We start from the raw sequence: 23,618 nt of genomic DNA, 5'->3' as shown, positions 1-23,618 counted from the left end.
AGAACTAGCGACCCCTCCCGCCAGTTCCTCGGACGCAAGCGATGGGCTAGGCGGATTCCTTGCGGAAGGTGCGGGCGCCCACGGTCAGGCCGAGCACCGTCAGGAGGACCACCCAGAACAGTCCCCACATCGACGCGCTGCTGCTGATGTCGCCGCGGAACAGCGCGCGGACCCCGTTCACCACGTGCTTCAACGGGCTGATGTCGGACAACCGCTGCAGCCAGGTCGGCCCGATCTGCATCGGCAGCAGGATCCCGGACAGCAGCAGCAGCGGCATGGCGATTCCGTTCAGCAGTGGAGCCAGCGCGTCCTCGCTCTTGGTGATCAGCGCCACGGAGTACGAGAGCGAGGCGAAGGTCGCGCCCAGCAGGGCGACGATCACCAGCGACAGGAGTACGCCGCCCCAAGGGGCCCGCAGGCCCATCGGGATCGACACCAGCAGCAGGAGGATCGTCTGGACCACCAGCACGACGACGTCTCGCAGTACGCGTCCTGCCATCAGCGCGATCCGGGACGCCGGGGTGACCCGGTCGGCCTCGATCACGCCGGCCCTGTACTCCGCGATCAGGCCGAAGCCGACGAACATCGCGCCGAACATCCCGAGTTGCACGATGAGGCCCGGGATGAACACCTGGTAGGCGTTCGTGGTCGCGCCCTGGCTGATCTGCGCGGTGATCGGCTTCAGCAGCGGGCCGAACAGGAACAGGTACAGCAGCGGCTGGCTGAGCATCAGGATGGACCACATCGGGTTGCGCAACGACAACCGCATCGCGCGGTTGAAGACGATCCAGGTCTCGCGCAGTACCTGACCGGGGTGGTGGGGTGGGGTCAGAGTTTGCGCGGTCATGCCACCGCCTCCTTCTCTTCCTCGGCGGGTGCGGGGGTCTCGCTGTCATCACGCAGCGATCGACCGGTCATGGTCAGGAAGACGTCGTCGAGCGTCGGCCGGTGCACCTCGACGCCGTGCAGCTCGATGCCTTGGGCATCGATCGAACGGAGCAGCGACGGCAGCACCGAACCACCCTTCGGGATCCGGAACGCGACCACGTCGCCATCGGTCTCGACCGCGACCGCGCCAGGCAGTTCCGCGACGATCTTGGTCACTCCGGGAGCCTGCGAGGCGTCCGCCAGGCTCAGCCGGACGCCGTCGCCGGACACCTGCTGCTTCAGCTCCTCCGGCTTGCCGGCGGCAACGATCCTGCCGTGGTCGATGACCAGGATCCGGTCGCAGAGCGCGTCTGCCTCGTCCAGGTAGTGCGTGGTGAGGAACACTGTGGCACCGCCGCGCCTCAACTGCCGGATGTGCTCCCACAGGTTCGCCCGCGCCTGCGGGTCGAGGCCGGTGGTCGGCTCGTCCAGGAAGATCAGCTTGGGGTCATGGATCAACCCCATCACGATGTCGAGCCGGCGGCGCTGGCCGCCCGACAGGGTCTTGCACTGCCGCCGCCAGAGGCCCGGCAGGTCCAACTCCTCGAACAGCCGCTCGCCGTCCGCGATCGCCTTGCGCTTGTCCACGCCGTACAACCGGGCGTGGTCGACGACCTCGTCGCCGGCGATCGCCTCCGGCAAGGTTGAACCGCTCTGCGGCACATAGCCGATGCGGCGCCGGACCCCGACCGGGTCCTCGGCCAGGTCACACCCGGCGACGGTCGCGGAACCGCTGGTCGGCTTGATCAGGGTCGCCAGCATCCTCATCGTGGTGGTCTTGCCGGCCCCGTTCGGGCCGAGGAAGCCGACGATCTCCCCGTCGGCGACGTTCAGGTCTACCCCCTGCACGGCATGCACCGGGCCGCGCTTGGTCTTGAAGGTGCGGACGAGTCCGCGAGCTTCGATCATCATGCCGGACAGTCTGAACAATCAACATTGAATAGTCAACGTTGATTAAATCCCGCACTACTGCCGCTGCTAGATCGCCACCAGGTACTCCCCGACCCAAACACCGGCACCACCCGCGCTTGGTGCGACGCCCCGCCCGCGCTCCACCCGCGGATCCGGCCCACCCGCCAGCAACTCTGGCCCACCCACCAGCGGATCGCCACCGAATTCGCATCCGCGCCGCCGGTAGCGGCTTCTTCGACCGGTACCGCCTCCATTTGGCGCCAGCGGTCGAAGAACCTGACGGCCGACCCGGCAGGCGGAGGGCCGGGCCTAGGTGGGTGGGTCGGGCCTAGGCGGGTGGGTCGGGGATCTCGGTCCATTGGCTGATCATGCTGGGGTGCGGGGCCCAGTCGGGGGCCTCGCCGGCGAAGGAGTAGGCGCCTTCGGCTACCCGGTCGCGGAAGTTCCTGGTCCACTCGAGCTCGCCGCGGTCGCGCGCGTTGGTGATCCGGAACATCTCCACCACGTGGTTCGGAGTACCGGGATCCTCCAGGATCTGCCGTTCAGAGAACGGCTCCGCCTTCGCTTGCTGCTCCAACTGCACGATCCGCGACTCCAGCGCGGCGATCACCTCGTCGCGGCGGAGGGACCAGAGGAAGCTGAGCGCGGCCTGCATCTGGCCGGGGTTGAACCCGTCCACGCTCCACAGCGCCTTGCGGAGCAGTGTGAAGTACTCGCTCTCGCCGTCGACCGTCAGCTTGTACGACGTCCTGCCGGGCTTGTTCCCGGCGCCTTCCTCGATCTCCTGCAGGAATCCGTGCTTGGCCAGCGTCCGCAGGCCCGTGTAGATCGAGCCCGGGTTGATATTTGCCCACTCCTGCACGTTCCAGGTCATCAACTCCCGGCGCAACTGGTAGCCGTAGGCCGGCTGGAAGATCCGCACGACCCCGAGCAACAGCAACCGCGTGGTGGACATGCTCGCAGTGTAAAACTCCTTACGTCCGAAGAGCCGTGGGGCAGGCCCCTCGCGTCTTCGGACGCAAGCGCTGGGGCGTCCTCGCACGCGAGCAGCGGAGCGTCTTCGGAAGCAAGCGCCGGAGCGTCTTCGGATGGCAGCGCCGGGGGCGTCTTCGGACCCAGCGCTGGGGCGTCCTCGCACGCCAGCGCTGGGGCGGTCTTCGGACGCAAGCAGCGGGGCGTCTTCGGACGCACGCAGGGGGTTGGTCGGACGCAAGTGCCGGGCTTGTGGAAAACCATCTGACCCGACCCTCTCGCCGCAGTAAGGTTCCTAGGCATGAGCGTGCGGCTGACGAGCGATCCGGCTGAGTTCCAGGCGACGACCTTTCCCTTCCTGGAAAGGGATCCCGTGCTGCACACGATCATCATGAGCAACGTCGCCGAACGCGCCGCCAGGACCTATCGCACAGAGACCGACCCGTCGTACTTCGTCTCGGTCCACGACCACTCCGGCGAGGTGATCGGCGTCGCGATGCGCACGCCCAACCGCCCGGTCTACCTCGGCGCGCTGCGCGCCGACCTTTCTAACGAGGTCACCGACACCTACCTGGACCTGTTGCCTGAGCTCGCCGGGGTTGCGGGAGATCGGGCCACGGCAACCGCCTTCGCGAACCGCTGGACCGCTGCGCGCGGCATCACCGCGACCGAGTCCAAAGGAACGCGGCTGCACAAGCTGGTCACGCTCAACCCGCTCCCGGCGGAGGGCACGCCGCGCAAGCTGACTGCGGCCGACCTACAGTTGGCCAGCGACTGGGTGAACGACGGCTTCCCGGACGAGCCGACTGACCTCGAGTGGGCCGAGCGCCATCTGAAGGATCAGACGATGTGGATCTGGGAGGTCGACGGGGCGCCGGTGAGCTTGGTCGGCTACCACAAGCCGGTCTTCGAGGTCTGCCGCGTCGGTCCGGTCTACACCCCGCAGGAACACCGGCGCAACGGTTACGCGGGCGCCCTCACCGTGCACGTGTCCGCCGAGATCCTTGCCCAGGGCAACCGCGCTTGCCTTTACACGGACCTGGCCAACCCGACCTCGAACAAGATCTACGCCCAGGCAGGCTACGTCCCGGTCGCGGACTTCGTCGACTTCACTTTCGAGCCGTGAGTACGACGGTCCGCGCGCGAGGTTGTCCCGCGGAGTTCAAGGCGACGGTTTTCCCTTTCCTGCAACGCGATCCGGTGCTCAACTCGGTAATCCTCACCAACACCGAGGACCGGATCCGCGGGATCCTGCACGACCCGGCGCCGCCAGGCCCGGGGAGTGCGGCGGTCGGCTGAAACCAGCCGGGCGACCAGCATCGGCGGCGACAAACCGTGGCTGCGGACACCATGTCGTGACGTGGACAGGTAATGACGTGTCCGCGTCCCCGAGGAGGTGTCCGAGGCGCCAGTTTCCCCCGCCACAATCGTCGACCACCTCGCTCCGCTGCCCGGACTTCACCGCCACCTCAACTGGGCCGACCTCCGCTCACGGTTACCGGACTGGGCCGGCTGCCGGGATAGCTGGCTCTTCGGCCGATAGCGCCCTGCAAGCCGCCAGTGGTCGAACAGCCTGCCAGTGGCGGGGCATCCCGCAGTGGCCGGGGGTGGGCCGACCCCCGCTCAGGGTTACCGGACTGGGCCGGCTGCCCGGATGGCCGGTCGGCCGATGGCGCCCTGCAAGCCGCCAGTGGAGGAACAGCCTGCCAGTGGTGGGGCAACCCGCAGTGGCCGGGGGTGGGCCGACCCCGCTCAGGGTTACCGGACTGGGCCGGCTGCCCGGATGGCCGGTTATTCGGCCGATGGCGCCCTGCAAGCCGCCAGTGGAGGAACAACCGGCCAGTGGTGGGGCATCCCGCAGTGGCCGGGGGTGGGCCGACCCCGCTCAGGGTTACCGGACTGGGCCGGCTGCCCGGATAGCTGGCTCTTCGGCCGATAGCGCCCTGCAAGCCGCCAGCGGACGTACAACCTGCCAGTGGCGGAGCAACCCGCAGTGGTCGGGCGGGCCGCGGGCCGAAAGACCGGCCAGCGGACGTACAACGTGCCCGCGGCGGGGCACCCCGCAGTGGCCGGGCTGGCCGTCGGCCGAAAGACCCGCCAGCGGGCGAACAACCCGCCAGCGGCAGAGCAACACACAGCGGCCGGCTGCCCGGCGGGCGGAGGGGGTGCCGGCGGGGGAAGGGGGGTGGCAGTGGTTGGCGCAGTGGGGGCTAGTACTACAGCCGGAGTTTGTGATGTTGCGGGGACGGGCCCGGACTGCGCAGCGGTCACGAAGCGGGAACCTTGAACACCAAACAGGGACCGCGGACACGAAATAACCTGTTCAAGGCCCCGACTACCTGTCCCAGGTCCCCACTCTTGGCCAGGGCCGCACCCACCCAGCCCTCCGCGGCCCCTGCCGAAAGGCATCATCACGAACTACGGCTGTCGTACTAGTTGATCTCGATTGAGTCGCCGGGGGTGACGGTTAGGTAGGGCCGATCGTCGGTGTTGAAGAAGCGGGGCATCATGCCGACGCCGATGGGGCTGAGGAGGGCGTCGTGGATGCCGAGGGTTTGCTGTGCGTTCACGGCGCGGGCGTACTCCACCGCCGGCGGCATCGAGAACCATGGGCCGGAGATCGGCACCAGGTTGGTGTGCACCTGGCGGTCGGGCTGGGTGAACGAGTCGCCCGGGTGGTAGACGGCGTCCTCGATCAGGTATCCGACGTTCTGGCAGGGAACACCCCACTCCGGCAGGATGATCGCGTGGTCGTTGCCGTAGGCACTGATCGCGAAACCCGCGGCCTCGAAGGACTGGCCGCCCGCGATGACGGTGATCCGGTCGCCCAGGTCGCCGAGCTGCGAGGCGACGCCGGCGTTGGTCCAGATCGGAACGTCCAGGCCCATCACGCGGTCGGGATCCAGGTGGTCGGCGTGTTCGTGCGTGACCAGGATCGCGTCGACGCCCTCGAAGGCCGCGTCCTCGGCGAAGGTGCCGGGGTCGACCAGCAGGACCTTGCCGTCCTTCTCGAGCGTGACACAGGCGTGTGAGTACTTGGTGAGCTTCAACTCAGTCTCCCAGCGCGTCTCTCATCGGAACCAGCTTGGCGTTCGTCTCGGCCAGCTCCGCCTCAGGGTCGGACCCGGCGACGATGCCGGCGCCGGCGAAGATGCGCATCCTGGTCGGGTCATGGGGGTCGGCTTGGCCGCAGCGCAGCGCGATACACCACTCGCCGTCACCGCCCGCGTCCATCCAGCCGACCGGTCCGGAGAACCGGCCGCGCGACATTCCTTCGATCTCGCCGATCAGGTCGCGCGCGGTGTCGGTCGGCGTACCGCAGACTGCCGCGGACGGGTGCAGGGCGGCTGCGAGGCCGAGGGCGGAGGCGCCGTTCGCGGCGACACCGGCGACGTCGGAGGCCAGATGCATCACGTTCGGCAGGTGCAGGACGAACGGGGTCTCGGGCACGTTCATCGACTTGCAATGCGGCTTCAGCGCATCGGCGACCGACCGTACTGCGAACTCGTGCTCCTCCAGGTCCTTGCTGGACCGGGCGAGTGACGCGGCCAGCGCGAGGTCGTGGGCGTCGTCCCCGGTACGCCGGATCGTGCCGGCCAGGACCCTTGAAGTGATCAGGCCCTTCTCCCGCCGGACCAGCAGTTCGGGGGTCGCGCCGATCAGCCCGTCCACCGAGAACGTCCAGCAGTTCGGGTACGCCGCGGCGAGCTGGCGCAACGGCCAGCGCAGGTCGATCGGCTGCGAGGCGATCGCGATCAGGTCGCGGGCGAGCACCACCTTGTCGAGCTCGCCGCCGGTGATCCGGGTGACGGCGTCGGCGACGATCCCGGACCACTCGGCGCCGGAGCGGGATCCGTCGGCGAAGGCGACTTCGCCGACCGGGGCCGGTTCGTGCCGGATCAGGTCAGGGCGAGTGGCCAGCGAGCTGGCGGGGGAGATGGTCGTCACCCACGTGGTGCCGCCGCGGCGGCCGACGATCACCTCGGGCACGACGAGTTCGCTCGGGTCGGCGTCGGTGAAGCCGAAGGAGCCGAAGCAGACCAGGCCGGAGCCGGGCACCCGCACCTCGTCGCGGACGACGGCGGCGCCGACGAGGTCCTTCCACCAGACCTGGGCCTCCGTGAATCTGTTGCTGCCGGCAACATCCAGCCGGGCGGCGACACCCCAGCCGACGTGGCCGTCGCCGCGCCGGACCCAGGCCAGACCACCGGTCTGGGGCAGGTGGTCCATCAGCTGGGCCGAGACTCCGTCGATCGGCTGGCTGCGGATCACCAGATGCGGTGCCGGGTGATGACCGGGTAGAACCGGGTCAGACAGGCTCACGGCAACACTCCTCGCTCGCGCTCCGGCCCCGGGTCTCGATGGCCGTCCGGCTCATTGGTGATGCACTCACGGCATGCAAGCGTATGCCTGCCCTGTATCCGGCAAATTTCGGAGCCCGCCGCACCCGTGATCCACTAGACACTGTGACCCGCGCAGATCTCACCAAACAGCCAGAGGCAGTGGCAGCGATGTTCGACAACGTGGCCGAGGGCTACGACCGGACGAACGCGGTGGCCACCATGGGGCTGGAGAAGCTGTACTGGCGGCCGCAGACGCTGGCGGAGATCGCGCCGCGGAAGGGGATGAAGATCCTCGATCTGGCCGCGGGCACGGGTGCTTCGAGCGTGAAGCTGCGCGAGGCGGGCGCCGAGGTGGTGTCGTGCGATTTCTCGGTCGGGATGCTCCGGGTCGGCAAGCGGCGGTACCCCGAGCTCGACCTGATCGCGGGGGACGCGCTGCGGTTGCCGTTCGCGGACGAGACCTTCGATGTGGTCACGATCTCGTGGGCGCTGCGGAACGTGAATGACGTCACGGTCGCGTTGCGGGAGATGCTCCGGGTCACGAAGCCGGGCGGCCGGCTGGTGGTGCTGGAGAACTCGCACCCGACGTGGAAGCCGTTCCGGGTGGCCTACCTGGAGTACATGATGCGCGCGGTCCCGGTGGTGGCGAAGGCGGTCTCCACGAACCCCGACGCATATGAGTACCTGGCCGAGTCAGTACGCGCTTGGCCTGGTCAGGAGCCACTCGCGCGGACCATCGAGGCGTCCGGCTGGACCCACGTGCAATGGCGCAACCTGACCGGCGGACTGGTCGCGATCCACCGGGGCACGAAGCCGCTCTGACAGACCACCTGAGCCACTGGTCCGTAGTACGAGGTGCTGGTGCGGCTCAGATAATTACGCAAGGCAGGACGCGCGTAAATCGCCTGTCGGTAAGGGATTCCGGCCCGGTTTCGCGTCCAAGTCAGGCAGTCCTAGACTGTCGGATGACCAGGCCTCGTGAATCGCTTCACGAGTGCCGGAGACCTTAGAAACCCCAACCTCCAGGCCGGGATGAGATGAGTCAGAGCGCGTCGCCGCGGCAGCAGGCCGAGACCGCGGATGTGATCGTCGTCGGTGCGGGACCTGCCGGCTCGGCTGCTGCCTACCATCTCGCGAACGCCGGACTCGACGTCCTGCTGCTGGAGAAGACCGCCTTCCCCCGCGAGAAGGTCTGCGGTGACGGACTGACGCCGCGCGGCACCAAGCAGCTGATCAACATGGGCATCGATATCTCGCCCGAGGCCGGCTGGATCCGCAACTACGGCCTCCGCATCCAGGGTGCCGGCCACCAGTTGCAGCTGGACTGGCCGGACCTGGCCAGCCACCCCAACTACGGGCTGACCCGCAACCGGATGGACTTCGACGACCTGCTCGCCCAGCAGGCCGTGAAGGCCGGGGCCAGGCTGCGCGAGCGGACCAACGTGACCGCGCCGATCCTGGACGACAGGGGCTTCATCGTCGGCGTCACCGCCAAGCCGGTCGACGAGAACGGCAGACGCCGCGCCGACGGTGATGACAGGGAGGTCGAGTTCCGGGCGCCGCTGGTGATGGCTGCCGACGGCAACTCGTCGCGGCTGTCGGTCTCGATGGGCCTGCACAAGCGCGACGACCGACCGATGGGGGTCGCCGTGCGCACCTACTTCACCAGCCCGCGTCACGACGACGACTACCTCGAGTCGTGGCTGGAGCTGTGGGCGGACGACCCGCAGCAACCCGGGCAGCGCAACCTGCTGCCCGGCTACGGCTGGATCTTCGGGATGGGCGACGGCACCGTCAACGTCGGCCTCGGCATCCTGAACACCTCCGACGCCTTCGGCAAGGTGGACTACGCGGACCTGCTCAAGCAGTGGCTGAAGAACACGCCGGAGGAGTGGCAGTTCCGCGACGAGTTCCAGACCATACCGATCCGTGGTGCGGCCTTGCCGATGGGCTTCAACCGGCAGCCGCACTACACCCGCGGGCTGATGTTGCTGGGCGACGCGGGCGGCATGGTCAACCCGTTCAACGGCGAGGGCATCCCCTACGCGATGGAGTCCGGCGCGTTCGCCGCGGAGGTCGCCGCCCAGGCGCTGCACCGGCAGCCGAACCAGCGCGAACGCGCGCTCTCGGCGTACCCGAAGGCGCTCAAGCAGGAGTACGGCGGCTACTACACGCTCGGCCGGATCTTCGTGAAGCTGATCGGAAATCCGGAGGTGATGCGGCTGTGCACGAAGTACGGTCTGCCGCGCACCACCTTGATGAAGTTCACCCTGAAACTCCTGGCCAACCTCACCGATCCGCGCGACGGCGACGTGATGGACAAGATCATCAACGGGCTCACCAAGGTCGCGCCCGCCGCCTGATTGCGGCGGGGCGGCTGACGTGAGCCACAGCGGTACTGATAACACAGTGCTGTCTTGCAACAGGGAAACACCAGACACAGCCGGCAGTACGGACGCAAGAAGGAGGGAGCAGCCCCAAGATGCACCCTTACGTACCGATCCTCATCCTCGGTGTGCTCGCGACGATCTTCGTGGCGGGCACGTTGGTGACGAGCGCGCTCGTCGGCCCGAAGCGCTACAACCGGGCCAAGCTCGACTCGTACGAGTGCGGGATCGAGCCGACCCCGCAGCCCGTCGGTGGTGGGCGTTTCCCGGTGAAGTACTACATCACCGCGATGCTTTTCATCGTGTTCGACATCGAGATCATCTTCCTCTACCCGTGGGCGGTCGCCTTCGACCAGATGGCGCTGTTCGGGTTGATCGAGATGGTCATCTTCATCGTTACCGTCTTCGTCGCGTATGCCTACGTCTGGCGCCGCGGCGGACTGGAGTGGGACTGAATATGGGTGTTGAGGAACAGCTTCCGGCAGGCGTGCTGCTGTCGACCGTCGAGGGTCTGTCGGGCTACATGCGCAAGGCATCGTTGTGGCCGGCAACCTTCGGGCTGGCCTGTTGCGCGATCGAGATGATGACCACCGGCGCACCCCGCTACGACGCGGCCCGGTTCGGCATGGAGGTCTTCCGCGCGTCCCCGCGGCAGGCCGACCTGATGATCGTGGCCGGCCGGGTGAGCCAGAAGATGGCCCCGGTGCTGCGCCAGATCTACGACCAGATGCCGAACCCGAAGTGGGTGCTGGCGATGGGCGTCTGCGCGTCGTCCGGCGGCATGTTCAACAACTACGCGATCGTGCAGGGCGTGGACCACGTCGTCCCCGTGGACATGTACCTGCCCGGCTGCCCGCCGCGGCCGGAGATGCTGCTGGACGCGTTCCTCAAGCTCCACGACGACATCCAGCACGGCAAGCTCGGTGCGAACAAGAAGGCGCTGCAGGCCGAGCAGGAAGCCGCGGCCCTGACCGCCGCACCGACGCTCGAGATGAAGGGGCTCCTTCGGTGAGTGATACCCAACCGGAGAACCTGCCGGCGACCACTGCGGCTGCCGACGCGCAGACGCCCGGCGCCGAGGTCGTCGACCAGCGCGAAGGCATGTTCGGCGTCCGGGGTACTGGTGACACCTCGGGCTTCGGCGGCCTGCGCCGTCAGGTCGCGCTGCCCGGCGGATCGGCCAAGCCGTACGGCGGCTGGTTCGACGGCGCCACCGAGCGCCTGGAAGGTCTGGTCGGCGACAACGCGATCGAGAAGGTCGTGGTCGACCGGGGCGAGCTGACCCTGCACGTCGCGCGGGAGCGGCTGGTCGAGGTGGCCCAGCACGTCCGTGACGACGAGGCACTCCGGTTCGAGTTCTGCTCCGGCGTCAGCGGCGTGCACTACCCGAACGAGACCGGGCGCGAACTGCACGCGGTCTACCACCTGCTGTCGATCACGCACAACCGGCGGATCCGGCTGGAGGTCTCCTGCCCGGACTCCGACCCGCACATCCCGTCGATCGTCTCGGTCTACCCGGCCAACGACTGGCACGAGCGGGAGACCTGGGACTTCTTCGGCATCATCTTCGACGGACACCCTGCGCTGACCCGGATCCAGATGCCCGACGACTGGCCGGGGCACCCGCAGCGCAAGGACTACCCGCTCGGCGGCATCGACGTCGAGTACAAGGGCGCCGTCATCCCGCCGCCCGACACGCGGAGGTCTTACAACTGATGACCACTACAGATCCGTACGCAACCACCCGGGACACCACCGAGGGCAAGGTCTTCACCGTCACCGGTCAGGACTGGGACTCGGTCGTGGCCGGGCTGGGCGACGAGCCCGAAGAGCGCATCGTCGTCAACATGGGCCCGCAGCACCCCTCCACGCACGGCGTGCTCCGGCTGATCCTCGAGATCGAGGGCGAGACGGTGACCGAGGCCCGCTGCGGCATCGGCTACCTGCACACCGGCATCGAGAAGAACATGGAGTTCCGCAACTGGACGCAGGGCACCACGTTCGTCACCCGGATGGACTACCTGTCGCCGTTCTACAACGAGACGGCGTACTGCCTGGCGGTCGAGCGGCTGCTCGGCATCGAGGACCAGGTCCCGGAGAAGGCGAACGTGATGCGGGTGCTCCTGATGGAGCTGAACCGCATCAGCAGTCACCTGGTCTGCATCGCCACCGGCGGGATGGAGATCGGCGCGCTGACCGTGATGACGATCGGCTTCCGCGAGCGGGAGATGACGCTGGACCTGTTCGAGCTGATCACCGGGCTGCGGATGAACCACGCGTTCATCCGGCCGGGCGGTGTCGCCCAGGACCTGCCGCCGGGCGCGCTGGACAAGATCCGCGAGTACATCACCTGGATGAACAAGCACCTGCCCGAGTACGCCGAGCTGTGCAACGCGAACCCGATCTTCAAGGCTCGCCTGCAGGACGTCGGTTACCTCGACCTGGCCGGCTGCATGGCGCTGGGGATCTCCGGCCCGCCGCTGCGGGCCACCGGCTACGGCCTGGACCTGCGCAAGTCCCAGCCGTACTGCGGGTACGAGACGTACGACTTCGACGTGCCGACCTGGGACACGGCTGACTCCTACGGGCGCTTCCGGATCCGGCTGCAGGAGATGCACGAGTCCCTGAAGATCGTCGAGCAGTGCGCGGACCGCCTGGCCAAGATGGAGGGCGAGCCGGTGATGGTGGCCGACAAGAAGATCGGCTGGCCCAGCCAACTGGCGGTCGGCAACGACGGGATGGGTAACTCCCTCGACCACATCAAGCACATCATGGGCGAGTCGATGGAGGCGCTGATCCATCACTTCAAGCTGGTCACCGAGGGCTTCCGGGTGCCGGCCGGCCAGGCCTACGTGGCGATCGAGTCGCCGCGCGGCGAGCTCGGCTGCCACCTGGTCTCCGACGGCGGCACCAAGCCGTACCGGGCGCACTTCCGTGACCCGTCGTTCGCAAACCTGCAGGCGATGCCGATCCTGTGCGAGGGCGCACAGGTCGCCGACGTGATCGTCGCCGTCGCCAGCCTTGACCCGGTGATGGGTGGAGTGGACCGCTAAATGGCCGAGAACCACACGACTGCGACGAACAAGCCAGTGCCCTACAGCACTGGTGACTCGAAGATCACCGAGACCACGGTGGCCGAGCTGCGCGAGCTGGCCGGGCGCTACCCGGAGGCCCGTTCGGCGCTGCTGCCGATGCTGCACCTGGTGCAGTCGGTCGAGGGGCGGGTCACGCCGGAGGGCATCGAGGTGTGTGCCGAGGTGCTCGGGCTGACCGGTGCCGAGGTGTCGGCGGTGGCGACCTTCTACACGATGTACAAGCGCCGCCCGGTCGGCGAGTACCACGTCGGGGTCTGCACCAACACGCTGTGCGCGATCATGGGCGGCGACCTGATCTTCGATCGGCTCAAGCAGCACCTGGACGTCGGCAACGACGAGACCACCGAGGACGGCAAGATCACCCTCGAGCACCTCGAGTGCAACGCCGCGTGCGACTACGCGCCGGTGATGATGGTGAACTGGGAGTTCTTCGACGACATGACGCCGGAGTCGGCCACCCAGCTGGTGGACGACCTGCGTGAAGGCACCGAGGTGAAGTCGCCGCGCGGTGCGACGGTCTGCACCTGGCGCGAGGCCGAGCGAGTGCTGGCCGGGTTCCCCGACGGCCGCGCCGACGAGGGCCCCACCGGCGGCAAGGCCACCCTGGCCGGGCTGCGGCTGGCCCGCGAACGCAACTGGACCGCGCCGGCCTCGAACCGGTCCGGCTCCGCGCCGGCGCCGCAGGAGACCGTCTCCCCGGAGGCCGCGGCCGGTCCGCGCCCGGAGGACCAGCCGGGTCGGGAATCGCAGGCTGTCCACACCGACGACCCGCGGAAGGAGGACTGATCACTGTGCTGACTCCGGTGCTGTCCGACAACTGGGACCAGATCCGCTCCTGGCAGCTGGCGTCGTACCAGCGGTCCGGCGGCTATGACGCGCTGAGGACCGCGCTGCGGATGCAGCCGGCCGACGTGGTCACCGCCGTGAAGGACTCGGGCCTGCGCGGCCGTGGCGGCGCGGGTTTCCCGACCGGCATGAAGTGGTCCTTCATTCCGCAGGACAACCCCAAGCCGAAATACCTCGTGGTGAACGCGGACGAGTCCGAACCGGGCACCTGCAAGGACATCCCGCTCATGCTGGCCTCGCCGCACACCCTGGTCGAAGGCGTCATCATCGCGTCGTACGCGATCCGGGCGTCGACGGCCTTCATCTACGTCCGCGGCGAGGTGCTGCATGTCGTCCGGCGGTTGCAGCAGGCGGTCGAGGAGGCGAAGGCGGCCGGTTTCATCGGCCAGAACATCCTCGGCAGCGGCTACGACCTCGACGTGATCGTGCACGCCGGCGCCGGTGCGTACATCTGCGGCGAGGAGACGGCACTGCTCGACTCGCTCGAAGGTCGTCGCGGTCAACCCCGTCTGCGTCCTCCGTTCCCGGCGGTGGCCGGCCTGTACGGCTGCCCCACTGTCATCAACAACGTCGAGTCGATCGCGTCGGTTCCCGCGATCATCAACAACGGCGCCGACTGGTTCGCCTCGATGGGCAGCGAGAAGTCCAAGGGCATGACGCTGTACTCGCTGTCCGGGCACGTCACCCGCCCGGGCCAGTACGAGGCGCCGCTGGGCATCACGCTGCGGCAACTGCTGGACCTGGCAGGCGGCATCCGCGAGGGTCACACGCTGAAGTTCTGGACGCCGGGTGGTTCCTCCACGCCGCTGCTGACCGCCGAGCACCTCGACGTCCCGCTGGACTACGAGGGTGTCGCGTCGGTCGGGTCGATGCTGGGCACCAAGGCGCTACAGATGTTCGACGAGACCACCTGCGTGGTCCGCTCGGTGCTGCGCTGGACCGAGTTCTACAAGCACGAGTCCTGCGGCAAGTGCACCCCGTGCCGCGAGGGCACGTGGTGGCTGGTCCAGATCCTGGAGCGGCTGGAGGCCGGCAAGGGCACCGAGGAGGACCTCGACACCCTGCTCGACCTGTGCGACAACATCACCGGCCGTGCCTTCTGCGCACTCGCCGACGGAGCGACCGCGCCGATCACCAGCTCGATCCAGCACTTCAAGGACGAGTACATCGCCCACTTCACGAACGGTGGCTGCCCGTTCGACCCGATGGCATCCACCCTCTTCTCCACCGCTGGAGCAAGCGCATGACCATCCAAGCGAATCCGCCGGCCGGATCCGAGGTCCAGAAGGTCGAGCTGGTGACCGTCACCATCGACGACATCGAGGTGAAGGTCCCGAAGAACACCCTGCTGATCCGGGCCGCCGAGAAGATCGGCGTCCAGATCCCGCGGTTCTGCGACCACCCGCTGCTCGATCCGGTCGGCGCCTGCCGTCAGTGCCTGGTCGAGATCCCCGACGCCGGTAACGGCCGGGGCATGCCGAAGCCGCAGGCGTCCTGCACGATCACCGTTGCCGACGGCATGGTGGTCCGCACCCAGCTGACGTCGCCGGTGGCGGACAAGGCGCAGCACGGGAACATGGAGTTCCTGCTGATCAACCACCCGCTGGACTGCCCGGTCTGCGACAAGGGCGGCGAGTGCCCGCTGCAGAACCAGGCGCTGACCAACGGTCCGGGCGAGACCCGCTTCCACGAGGTCAAGCGCACCTTTCCGAAGCCGATCAACATCTCCGCCGAGGTCCTGCTGGACCGTGAGCGCTGCGTGCTCTGCGCCCGCTGCACCCGCTTCTCCGAGCAGATCGCCGGTGACCCGTTCATCGCGCTGATCGAGCGGGGCGCCCTGCAGCAGGTCGGCATCTACGAGAAGGAGCCCTTCGAGAGCTACTTCTCCGGCAACACCATCCAGATCTGCCCGGTCGGTGCGCTCACCAGCGCGGCGTACCGGTTCCGCTCCCGGCCGTTCGACCTGGTCTCGGTGCCGACGGTGGCCGAGCACGACGCGTCCGGGTCGGCGATCCGGGCCGACTACCGGCGCGGCAAGGTGATGCGCCGGCTGGCCGGGGACGACCCGGAGGTCAACGAGGAGTGGATCTCCGACCGGGACCGCTTCGCGTTCAACTACGCGACCACCGGTGACCGGCTGACCCACCCGCTGATCCGCGAGGACGGCGAACTCCGCGCGGCTTCGTGGCCGGAGGCGCTGCACTACGCCGCCGAGAAGCTCACCGCCGCCCGGGGCAACGCCGCAGTACTGACCGGGGGGCGGCTGACGCTGGAGGACGCCTACGCGTACTCGAAGTTCGCCCGGGTCGCGCTCGGCACCAACGACATCGACTTCCGCGCCCGGCCGCACTCGGCCGAGGAGGCCGACTTCCTGGCCGCCGCGGTCGCCGGCACAGGACTCGGTACGACGTTCGCCGACCTCGAGCGGGCGGGATCCGTGCTGCTGGTCGGGTTCGAGCCGGAAGAGGAGGCGCCGGCGGTCTTCCTGCGCCTGCGCAAGGGCGTTCGCAAGGTCGGCACCAAGGTCTTCACCGTGGCGTCGTTCGCGTCGCGCGGTGTGGAGAAGCTCGACGGAGTCGTCGTCCAGACCTCCCCGGGTACAGAGGCTGCGGTACTGGGTGATCTTGGCAGTACGGGCGAGGCCGGCGCCGCCGCGCGGGACGCGCTCGGGTCGGACTCGATCATCATCGTGGGCGAGCGACTCGCGACCGCGCCGGGTGCGTACTCCGCGGCGCTGCGACTGGCCCTGGACACCGGCGCACAGCTCGCCTGGATCCCGCGTCGCGCGGGTGACCGCGGTGCGCTCGAGGCCGGCTGCCTGCCGGGTCTGCTGCCGGGTGGACGCCTGGTGACGGATGCGGCCGCGCGGGTCGACCTGCAGGCTGCCTGGGGCGTCGAGAACCTGCCGGGCGCCATCGGCCGGGACACCGGCGAGATCCTCGAGGCGGCCGGTTCGCTGCAGGCGCTGATCGTCGCCGGCGTCGAGATCGACGACCTGCCGGACCCGGCGGCCGCACTGGCCGCGCTGGAAGCCGCGCCGTTCGTGGTCAGCTTCGAGGTCCGCAACTCGCAGGTGACCGAGCACGCCGACGTCATCTTCCCGGTGGTTCCGCCGGCGGAGAAGGACGGCACCTTCGTGAACTGGGAGGGTCGCGAGCGGCCGTTCCCGGTGGTGCTGAAGGTGGTCGCCCCGATGCCGGACGTCCGGGCGCTCGCCGCATTGGCCAAGGAGATGGACCTGTCGCTCGGGTTCAGCACCCCGGCCGGGGCGAAGCAGGAGTTCGACGAGCTCGGCCGGTGGGACGGCAACCGCGCGAACGAGCCGACGTACCAGGCCGGTCCGGCGCTGGGCGCTTTCGACTCGACCCGGCTCGCGACCTGGCGGATGCTGATCGACGACAGCCGCAGCAACGACGGTGAGCCGCACCTGGTCGCGACCGCCCGCAAGCCGGTGGCGCGGATCTCGCTGACCACTGCACGCCGGGTTGGGGTCGTCGACGGTGACGAACTGGTGGTCAGCACCGACGCGGGCTCGATCCGGCTGCCGGTCGTGATCACCCCGATGACCGACAACGTGGTCTGGCTGCCGGCCAACTCGGCGGACTCGCACGTCAGAAGGTCGCTGCACGCAGATCATGGCTCGATCGTGACGATCGCCGGAGGGAACGCATGAGTCTCATCCCACTAGCGGTGCCTGACGCCGGGGTTGGCCGCGACCCGTGGTGGGTGGTGGGCATCAAGGTGCTGCTGATCTTCGTCTTCCTGGTCGTGTTGACGCTGTTCAACATCTGGTGGGAGCGCCGGGTCGTGGCCCGGATGCAGCAGCGGATCGGCCCGAACGTGCATGGCCCGTTCGGTCTGCTCCAGTCGCTCGCCGACGGTATGAAGCTGATGTTCAAGGAAGACCTGATGCCCAAGGGCGTCGACAAGTTCGTCTACGTGGCGGCACCGGTGATCGTGTCGATCCCGGCCTTCCTGACCTTCGCGGTGATCCCGTTCGGGCCGACGGTGAAGATCCCCTTCACCGACACCTACACGCGGTTGCAGCTGACCGACCTGCCCGTCTCGGTGCTGTATGTGATGGCGATCGCCTCGATCGGCATCTACGGCATCGTGCTCGGCGGCTGGTCGTCCAACTCGACGTACTCGCTGCTCGGTGGTCTGCGGTCCAGCGCCCAGATGATCTCCTACGAGGTCGCGATGGGCCTGGCGCTGGTGACGGTCTTCCTGTTCGCCGGCTCGATGTCCACCTGGGACATCGTCCAGGCGCAGGCCTCGCACCAGTCGATCAACCTGTTCGGCGCGCACATCCCGATCCCGGGCTGGTACGCGTTCCTGCTCTTCCCGTCCTTCGTGATCTACGTGATCTCGATGATCGGCGAGACGAACCGGGCGCCGTTCGACCTGCCGGAGGCCGAGGGCGAGCTGGTGGCAGGCTTCCTGACCGAGTACTCCTCGATGAAGTACGCGATGTTCTTCCTCGCCGAGTACATCAACATGGCGACCGTGTCGGCGCTCGCGACGACGCTGTTCCTGGGCGGCTACCGGGCCCCGTGGCCGATCTCGCTGTGGTCCGGCGCGAACGAGGGCTTCTGGCCGGTGCTGTGGTTCGTCGGCAAGATGATGTGCTTCATCTTCTTCTACATCTGGCTGCGCGGGACGCTGCCGCGACTGCGCTACGACCAGTTCATGAGGCTGGGCTGGAAGATCCTGATCCCGGTCTCGCTGGCCTGGATCCTGCTGGTCGCCACCGTCCGCGCGGTGGGCCGCGAGGTCACCTTCCAGCGCAACTACCTGCTGGTGGCCGCCGGGATCGTCGCGCTGATCGCGGTGATCACGATGTTCCTGCCCCAGAAGAAGGACGAGGAGCCGACGCCGGAGGAAGAGGGCGAGTTCGATGCCTTCGCCGGCGGCTTCCCGGTCCCACCACCGCTCGTCAACACTCCGAGCCGAAACGAGGGCGACGTCAGTCGTGGCTAATTCAAAATCCGTCAAAGAGTCCCTCTGGGACCCGGTAGCCGGGTTCGGGGTCACCTTCCGGACGATGTTCCGCAAGGTCTTCACCGAGCAGTACCCGTTCGACAAGAAGCCGACCGCGCCGCGGTTCCACGGCAGGCACCAGCTGAACCGCTGGCCCGACGGGCTGGAGAAGTGCATCGGCTGCGAGCTGTGCGCGTGGGCCTGCCCCGCGGACGCGATCTACGTCGAAGGTGCCGACAACGCTGTCGGCACAGCCGGCGGCTCCGGTCGTTTTTCGCCGGGTGAGCGGTACGGCCGCGTCTACCAGATCAACTACCTGCGCTGCATCCTCTGCGGACTGTGCATCGAGGCGTGCCCGACCCGGGCGCTCACGATGACCAACGAGTACGAGCTGGCCGACCGTAGCCGCGAGTCCCTCATCTACGAGAAGAAGGACCTGCTGGCGCCGCTGTTGCCAGGGATGGAGGAGCCGCCGCACGAGATGCAGCTCGGCGCGACCGACAAGGACTACTACCTCGGTCTGACCGGTGCGGCCGCTGCTCCCGAGAGCGCCTCGGTCAACCCGTTCAGCTCGACCCAGGGCGGTGGCGACCAGTGATCGGGCTCGTCACCGGCGGCCAGGTCGCCTTCTGGATGCTGGCGCCGATCATGGTGCTGGCCGCGATCGCGATGATCCTGGTCCGCAAGGCGGTGCACTCGGCGTTGCTGTTGGCAACGGTGATGATCTGCCTGGCCATCCAGTACGCGGCCCAGGACGCACCGTTCCTGTTCGCGGTACAGATCATCGTCTACACCGGCGCGATCCTGATGCTGTTCCTGTTCGTGCTGATGCTGGTCGGCGTCGACGCGTCGGACTCGCTGGTCGAGACCATCCGCGGTCAGCGGCTGCTGGCCGGGCTGGCGTTCCTCGGCATCGCGGTGCTGCTGATCTTCGCGGTCGGCAACGCCGCGTACGGCGACCCTGTCGGCCTGGGGCAGGCGCAACCCGCCGGCAACCCGAAGGGGATCGCCCAGCTGCTGTTCGGCAAGTACGTCTTCGCGTTCGAGGTGACGTCGGCGCTGCTGATCACCGCCGCGATGGGCGCGATGATGCTGGCGCACCGCGAGCGGCTCACCAAGAAGAAGACCCAGCGCGACCTGGCACAGGAGCGCATCCGCAAGTACGCCGAGCTCGGCGTACACCCCGGCCCGCTGCCCACTCCGGGCGTCCTGGCCCGGCACAACGCCGTCGACACCCCGGCGCTGCTGCCGGACGGGTCGATCGCACCGACCTCGGTTTCGCGCGTGCTGCAGGCGCGTGGCACGGTGTTCCCCGAGACCGAGGAGCGCGAGGAGCTCGAGACGGTCCGCCGGATCGCCGAGGGCGACGCCGGCGACGAGGTCCCGCCGGAGCCCACCGGCACGGACCTGACCGGATTCGGCGAAGGAGACAAGCTGTGAGTACCGAGCCGTACATCATCTTGTCGGCGATCCTGTTCAGCATCGGCGCGCTGGGCGTGCTCGTGCGCCGCAACGCCATCGTCGTGTTCATGTGCGTGGAGCTGATGCTGAACGCGACCAACCTCGCGTTCGTCAGCTTCGCCCGCCAGCACGGCAACCTCGACGGCCAGATCGCCGCCTTCTTCGTGATGGTGGTGGCCGCTGCCGAGGTCGTGATCGGCCTGGCGATCATCATGGCCATCTTCCGCACCCGTCGCTCGGCCTCGGTCGACGACGCCAACCTGCTCAAGTACTGAGGTCTGAACCGATGAGTCATGAGCTGATGTGGCTGCTGGTCGCCATTCCGGCGGTCTCCGCGGCGATCCTGCTGCTCGGTGGCAAGGCCACCAACAGCTGGGGTCACCTGCTGGGCACCGCGGCGCCGCTGGCCTCGTTCGTCTGCGGGGTCCTGCTCTTCTTCCAGATGCAGGGCAGGTCCGGCGAACAGCGGTCCGAGACGGTCAAGCTGTTCGAGTGGTTCTCGGTCGGCAGCATCAAGGTGGACGTCACCTTGCTGGTCGACCCGCTGTCCATCCTCTTCGTGCTGCTGATCACCGGTGTGGGTTCGCTGATCCACATCTACTCGATCGGCTACATGGCGGACGACCCGCGCCGGCGCCGCTTCTTCGCGTACCTGAACCTGTTCATCGCGTCGATGCTGCTGCTGGTGCTGGCGGCGGACTACCTGCTGGTGTTCGTCGGCTGGGAAGGCGTCGGCCTGGCGTCGTACCTGCTGATCGGCTTCTGGCAGGAGCGGCCGTCGGCCGCGACCGCCGCCAAGAAGGCGTTCGTGGTGAACCGGGTCGGTGACATCGGCCTCTCGCTCGCGGTGATGAGCATGTGGTCGCTGTTCGGCTCGTCCGCCTTCTCCACGGTGAACGCGGGCGCGGACAAGCTGTCCTCGACCTGGGCGACTCTGCTGGGCCTGATGCTGCTGCTCGCGGCCTGCGGCAAGTCCGCCCAGGTGCCGCTGCAGTCCTGGCTGCTGGACGCGATGGAGGGCCCGACCCCGGTCTCGGCCCTGATCCACGCGGCGACCATGGTCACCGCCGGTGTCTACCTGGTCGTCCGCTCGCACGCGATCTACGAGGTCACCGACGCCGCCTCCACCGCGGTGGTGATCGTCGGTACGGTGACCGCCCTGGCCGGCGCGATCATCGGTTGCGCCAAGGACGACATCAAGAAGGCGCTGGCCGGTTCGACGATGAGCCAGATCGGCTACATGATGCTCGCCGCGGGCCTCGGCCCGGCCGGTTACGTCTTCGCGATCTTCCACCTGCTCACGCACGGCTTCTTCAAGGCCAACATGTTCCTCGGCGCCGGCTCGGTGATGCACGGCATGAACGACGACGTGAACATGCGCCACTACGGCGGCCTGGCGAAGTACATGAAGGTCACCTTCGTCACCTTCAGCTTCGGCTACCTCGCGATCCTCGGCATCCCACCGTTCGCCGGGTTCTTCAGCAAGGACAAGATCATCGAGGCCGCGTTCGCGCACAACACCGTGATCGGTCTGTGCGCACTGCTCGGGGCCGGGATCACCGCGTTCTACATGACCCGGCTGATGATCATGACCTTCTTCGGCAAGCCGCGCTGGGACAAGGACGTGCACCCGCACGAGTCGCCCGCGGTGATGACCGGTCCGCTGGTCGTCCTGGCCGCGCTCTCGCTCGGTGGCGGTGCGCTCTACTTCGGCGGCCCCTGGATCGTCAACTGGCTGGAGCCGGTGGTCGGTCACACCGAGGAGCACCCGCCGGTCAGCGCGACGGTGATGACGCTGATCACTCTCGCGGTCGTTGCCGTCGGCATCGTGATCGCGGTGGCGCTGTACCGTCGCGACATCCCGCGCGAGGCGCCGGTCCAGGTCTCGCCGGTCACCACCTTCGCCCGCCGTGACCTGTACGGCGACGCGCTGAACGAGGCGGTCCTGATGCGCCCGGGCCAGTACCTCACCCGGACGCTGGTCTGGCTGGACAACCGCGGGGTGGACGGCCTGGTGAACGGGCTGGCCGCGCTCTTCGGTGGTCTGTCCGGCCGGCTGCGCCGGTTCCAGACGGGCTTCGTCCGTTCCTACGCACTCAGCATGGTCTTCGGCGCCGCATTCGTGGTCGTCGCCCTCCTCGCGGTGAGGTTGTCGTGAACATCGGTTGGCTGACCCTGACACTGCTCCTGCCGTTCGTGGGAGCCATCGCGACGATGGCGGTGCCGAAGGTCCAGGCACAGCTCGCGAAGCAGGTCGCGCTCGGCTTCTCGGTGCTCACGCTGGCGCTGACGATCGTGATCGCGATCGGCTACCAGCGCAATGGCGCCGCCGACTACGAGGAGTCCTACACCTGGATCAAGGCCTTCGGCGCGCACTACGCCCTCGGCCTCGACGGTGTCGGGCTGGTGCTGGTGGTGCTCACGGCACTGCTCACGCCGATCGTGCTGATCGCCTCCTGGAACGACGCGAAGACCGGTCGCTGGAGCGAGAAGTCCTTCTTCGCCTGGGTCCTGGGCCTGGAGGCACTGTCGATCGGCGTCTTCGCCGCCACCGACGTGTTCCTCTTCTACGTGCTGTTCGAGGCCACGCTGATCCCGATGTACTTCCTGATCGGTGGCTTCGGCGGCCCCCAGCGCTCGTACGCCGCGGTGAAGTTCCTGCTCTACTCGCTGCTCGGCGGTCTGCTGATGCTGGCGTCCGTGGTCGGCCTGTACGTCGTGTCGGCCAAGGCCGGCGCCCCGTCGTACCTGCTGTCCGACCTGGTCAAGCTGGACATCAGCCAGAACACCGAGCGGTGGCTGTTCCTGGGCTTCTTCTTCGCGTTCGCGGTGAAGGCGCCGATGGTGCCGTTCCACACCTGGCTGCCGGACGCCGCCGCCGAGGCAACCCCGGGTACGTCGGTGCTGCTGGTCGGCATCCTCGACAAGATCGGCACCTTCGGGATGATCCGGTTCTGCCTGGGCTTGTTCCCGAACGCGTCGCAGTGGGCCACCCCGGTGGTGCTGGTGCTCGCCCTGATCAGCGTCCTGTACGGCGCGCTGGTGGCGATCGGGCAGACCGACATCAAGCGGCTGATCGCGTACACCTCGATCTCGCACTTCGGCTTCATCGTGATGGGCATCTTCGCGCTCACCTCGCAGGGCATGACCGGATCGACGCTCTACATGTTCAACCACGGTCTTTCCACCGCGGCCCTGTTCCTGGTCGCCGGGTACCTGATCTCGCGGCGCGGGTCGGCCCGGATCGCGGACTACGGCGGTGTCGAGAAGGTGGCTCCGGTGCTGGCCGGCACGTTCTTGTTCGCCGGCCTGGCCAGCCTGGCGTTGCCCGGGTTGTCGCCGTTCATCTCAGAGTTCATGGTGCTCGCCGGCACGTTCAGCAGGCACAGGGTGATCGCGGCGATCGCGGTGCTCGGTATCGTGCTGGCCGCGCTCTACATCCTGCTCATGTACCAACGCCTGATGACCGGGCCGGTGCGTGACGGCATCGACAAGCTGAAGGACCTGAACTTCCGCGAGGTGTTCGCGATCGCACCGCTGGTGCTGCTGATCGTCGGCCTCGGCATCTACCCGAAGCCGGTCGTCGACATCATCAAGCCGGCGGTCGAGTCCACGATGCAGCGCGTGGGTGTCACCGACCCGGCCCCGCAGGTTCCCGTGACGGAGGGACAGAAGTGAGTGCCCAGCTGTTTTCG

General features: G+C 67.9%; 22 protein-coding genes. 17 read left to right on the top strand and 5 right to left on the bottom strand.

Annotated elements, in window-relative coordinates; all coding sequences use genetic code 11:
* Positions 1-46: 46 nt before the first annotated feature.
* From ABD210_RS11750 to ABD210_RS11740, 3 genes are all read right to left on the bottom strand, one after another.
* Positions 47-847 carry an ABC transporter permease gene (locus ABD210_RS11750; RefSeq protein WP_344111131.1) on the bottom strand — a complete coding sequence of 267 codons (801 nt, stop codon included), beginning with the start codon at positions 845-847 and terminating at the stop codon, positions 47-49.
* The gene (locus tag ABD210_RS11745; protein WP_344111129.1) at positions 844-1,839 is read right to left on the bottom strand and encodes an ABC transporter ATP-binding protein; all 996 of its coding nucleotides are present in this window, start codon (positions 1,837-1,839) and stop codon (positions 844-846) included. Before ABD210_RS11745 ends, ABD210_RS11750 begins: the two co-directional genes overlap by 4 nt.
* Before the next feature lie 328 nt (positions 1,840-2,167).
* On the bottom strand, positions 2,168-2,794 hold the full coding sequence (locus tag ABD210_RS11740) for a PadR family transcriptional regulator (protein WP_344111128.1): 627 nt from the start codon (positions 2,792-2,794) through the stop codon (positions 2,168-2,170).
* Between the two features lie 318 nt (positions 2,795-3,112).
* Here ABD210_RS11740 and ABD210_RS11735 point away from each other — a divergent pair, with 318 nt between their 5' ends.
* On the top strand, positions 3,113-3,937 hold the full coding sequence (locus ABD210_RS11735; RefSeq protein ID WP_344111126.1) for a GNAT family N-acetyltransferase: 825 nt from the start codon (positions 3,113-3,115) through the stop codon (positions 3,935-3,937).
* Positions 3,934-4,110 carry a hypothetical protein gene (locus tag ABD210_RS11730; RefSeq protein WP_344111125.1) on the top strand — a complete coding sequence of 59 codons (177 nt, stop codon included), beginning with the start codon at positions 3,934-3,936 and terminating at the stop codon, positions 4,108-4,110. The genes ABD210_RS11735 and ABD210_RS11730 overlap by 4 nt, the downstream gene beginning before the upstream one ends.
* A 1,133-nt stretch (positions 4,111-5,243) precedes the next feature.
* Here the strand turns inward: ABD210_RS11730 and ABD210_RS11725 are convergent.
* Both ABD210_RS11725 and ABD210_RS11720 read right to left on the bottom strand, forming a co-directional pair.
* Positions 5,244-5,861, bottom strand: coding sequence for an MBL fold metallo-hydrolase (locus ABD210_RS11725; RefSeq protein WP_344111124.1), 618 nt, complete (start codon positions 5,859-5,861; stop codon positions 5,244-5,246).
* A gap of 1 nt (position 5,862) precedes the next feature.
* On the bottom strand, positions 5,863-7,134 hold the full coding sequence (locus tag ABD210_RS11720) for an isochorismate synthase (protein WP_344111123.1): 1,272 nt from the start codon (positions 7,132-7,134) through the stop codon (positions 5,863-5,865).
* 143 nt (positions 7,135-7,277) lie between these two features.
* Between ABD210_RS11720 and ABD210_RS11715 the strand changes: the two genes are divergently transcribed.
* The 15 genes from ABD210_RS11715 to ABD210_RS11645 all read left to right on the top strand — a co-directional run bounded on the left by ABD210_RS11715 (position 7,278) and on the right by ABD210_RS11645 (position 23,601).
* Positions 7,278-7,976: a demethylmenaquinone methyltransferase gene (locus ABD210_RS11715; protein WP_344111122.1), complete on the top strand. Its 699-nt coding sequence runs from the start codon at positions 7,278-7,280 to the stop codon at positions 7,974-7,976.
* Positions 7,977-8,191: 215 nt separating this feature from the next.
* Positions 8,192-9,517: a geranylgeranyl reductase family protein gene (locus ABD210_RS11710; protein WP_344111121.1), complete on the top strand. Its 1,326-nt coding sequence runs from the start codon at positions 8,192-8,194 to the stop codon at positions 9,515-9,517.
* Between the two features lie 119 nt (positions 9,518-9,636).
* Positions 9,637-9,996 (top strand): NADH-quinone oxidoreductase subunit A, encoded by a 360-nt coding sequence (locus ABD210_RS11705; RefSeq protein ID WP_344111120.1) that lies wholly within the window; start codon positions 9,637-9,639, stop codon positions 9,994-9,996.
* A gap of 2 nt (positions 9,997-9,998) precedes the next feature.
* A complete protein-coding gene (locus ABD210_RS11700; protein WP_344111118.1) occupies positions 9,999-10,553 on the top strand; it encodes a NuoB/complex I 20 kDa subunit family protein in 555 nt (184 codons plus the stop codon).
* The gene (locus ABD210_RS11695) at positions 10,550-11,257 is read left to right on the top strand and encodes an NADH-quinone oxidoreductase subunit C (protein WP_425552654.1); all 708 of its coding nucleotides are present in this window, start codon (positions 10,550-10,552) and stop codon (positions 11,255-11,257) included. The genes ABD210_RS11700 and ABD210_RS11695 overlap by 4 nt, the downstream gene beginning before the upstream one ends.
* The gene (locus ABD210_RS11690; RefSeq protein WP_344111117.1) at positions 11,257-12,594 is read left to right on the top strand and encodes an NADH-quinone oxidoreductase subunit D; all 1,338 of its coding nucleotides are present in this window, start codon (positions 11,257-11,259) and stop codon (positions 12,592-12,594) included. The genes ABD210_RS11695 and ABD210_RS11690 overlap by 1 nt, the downstream gene beginning before the upstream one ends.
* Positions 12,595-13,422 carry an NADH-quinone oxidoreductase subunit NuoE gene (gene nuoE / locus ABD210_RS11685; protein ID WP_344111116.1) on the top strand — a complete coding sequence of 276 codons (828 nt, stop codon included), beginning with the start codon at positions 12,595-12,597 and terminating at the stop codon, positions 13,420-13,422.
* A complete protein-coding gene (gene nuoF, locus ABD210_RS11680; RefSeq protein ID WP_344112041.1) occupies positions 13,419-14,729 on the top strand; it encodes an NADH-quinone oxidoreductase subunit NuoF in 1,311 nt (436 codons plus the stop codon). Before nuoE ends, nuoF begins: the two co-directional genes overlap by 4 nt.
* Positions 14,726-17,155 carry an NADH-quinone oxidoreductase subunit G gene (locus ABD210_RS11675; protein WP_344111115.1) on the top strand — a complete coding sequence of 810 codons (2,430 nt, stop codon included), beginning with the start codon at positions 14,726-14,728 and terminating at the stop codon, positions 17,153-17,155. Before nuoF ends, ABD210_RS11675 begins: the two co-directional genes overlap by 4 nt.
* Entirely contained in the window at positions 17,152-18,462 is a 1,311-nt protein-coding gene (gene nuoH / locus ABD210_RS11670; protein ID WP_344111114.1) for an NADH-quinone oxidoreductase subunit NuoH, read from the top strand. The genes ABD210_RS11675 and nuoH overlap by 4 nt, the downstream gene beginning before the upstream one ends.
* Complete coding sequence (gene nuoI / locus ABD210_RS11665; protein ID WP_344111113.1) at positions 18,455-19,060, top strand: NADH-quinone oxidoreductase subunit NuoI; 606 nt, start codon at positions 18,455-18,457, stop codon at positions 19,058-19,060. The genes nuoH and nuoI overlap by 8 nt, the downstream gene beginning before the upstream one ends.
* Before the next feature lie 35 nt (positions 19,061-19,095).
* Positions 19,096-19,902, top strand: coding sequence for an NADH-quinone oxidoreductase subunit J (locus ABD210_RS11660; protein ID WP_425552671.1), 807 nt, complete (start codon positions 19,096-19,098; stop codon positions 19,900-19,902).
* Positions 19,899-20,198 (top strand): NADH-quinone oxidoreductase subunit NuoK, encoded by a 300-nt coding sequence (nuoK, locus tag ABD210_RS11655; protein WP_344111111.1) that lies wholly within the window; start codon positions 19,899-19,901, stop codon positions 20,196-20,198. Before ABD210_RS11660 ends, nuoK begins: the two co-directional genes overlap by 4 nt.
* Positions 20,199-20,209: 11 nt before the next feature.
* Positions 20,210-22,081, top strand: a complete 1,872-nt coding sequence (gene nuoL, locus ABD210_RS11650) for an NADH-quinone oxidoreductase subunit L (RefSeq protein WP_344111110.1) — start codon at positions 20,210-20,212, stop codon at positions 22,079-22,081.
* Positions 22,078-23,601 (top strand): NADH-quinone oxidoreductase subunit M, encoded by a 1,524-nt coding sequence (locus ABD210_RS11645; RefSeq protein ID WP_344111108.1) that lies wholly within the window; start codon positions 22,078-22,080, stop codon positions 23,599-23,601. The genes nuoL and ABD210_RS11645 overlap by 4 nt, the downstream gene beginning before the upstream one ends.
* The last annotated feature ends 17 nt before the right edge of the window (positions 23,602-23,618 follow it).

The organism is Kribbella alba, from assembly GCF_039529635.1.
In the GTDB taxonomy this organism is placed as follows: Bacteria; Actinomycetota; Actinomycetes; order Propionibacteriales; family Kribbellaceae; genus Kribbella; species Kribbella alba.
The sequence above is the reverse complement of the archived record's forward strand: the minus strand, read 5'-3'. Positions and strand labels throughout refer to the sequence as shown.